Source organism: Luedemannella helvata, assembly GCF_039528415.1.
Classification (GTDB): domain Bacteria; phylum Actinomycetota; class Actinomycetes; order Mycobacteriales; family Micromonosporaceae; genus Luedemannella; species Luedemannella helvata.
The window spans coordinates 1-758 of the sequence record NZ_BAAALS010000116.1 but is presented as its reverse complement, the minus strand read 5'-3'; the positions used below and the strand labels follow the sequence as shown (position 1 = coordinate 758).

General features: G+C 63.3%; 1 protein-coding gene. It reads left to right on the top strand.

The genetic code is table 11. The features are described 5' to 3' along the window. The coding region (locus tag ABD191_RS29015; protein ID WP_344089154.1) for a glycoside hydrolase family 10 protein at positions 1-758 on the top strand (758 nt) is incomplete at both ends.

Sequence of the window (758 nt, the reverse complement as noted above, 5' to 3'; positions counted from 1 at the left end):
AGATCGACGCTACCGAGCCCAACCAGAACCAGTTCAACTTCACCAACGCCGACCGCATCTACAACTGGGCCGTACAGAACGGCAAGCAGGTACGCGGCCACACCCTGGCCTGGCACAACCAGCAACCGTCGTGGATGGCGAACCTGTCCGGCACCGCCCTACGCAACGCCATGATCAACCACATCAACGGGGTCATGGGCTACTACAAGGGCAAAATCCATTCGTGGGACGTCGTCAACGAAGCCTACGACGACAACACCGGCGGACGCCGCGACTCCAACCTGCAACGCACCGGCAACGACTGGATCGAGGTCGCCTTCCGCACCGCCCGCGCCGCCGACCCGGCCGCCAAGCTGTGCTACAACGACTACAACATCGACATCTGGTCCTGGGCCAAGACCCAGGGCGTCTACAACATGGTCCGCGACTTCAAGTCCCGCGGCGTACCGATCGACTGCGTCGGGTTCCAGGGCCACTTCAACTCCGGCAGCTACTACGACTCCAGCTTCCGCACCACCCTGCAGTCCTTCGCCGCGTTGGGCGTCGACGTACAGATCACCGAACTCGACGTGGAAAACGCCCGCACCGACTGGTACGCCGGCATCGTCAACGACTGCCTCGCCGTACCCCGCTGCAACGGCATCACCGTCTGGGGCGTCCGCGACAGCGACTCCTGGCGCTCCAACCAGAACCCGCTCCTCTTCGACGGCAACGGCAACAAGAAGGCCGCCTACACCTCAGTCCTCAACGCGCTGAAC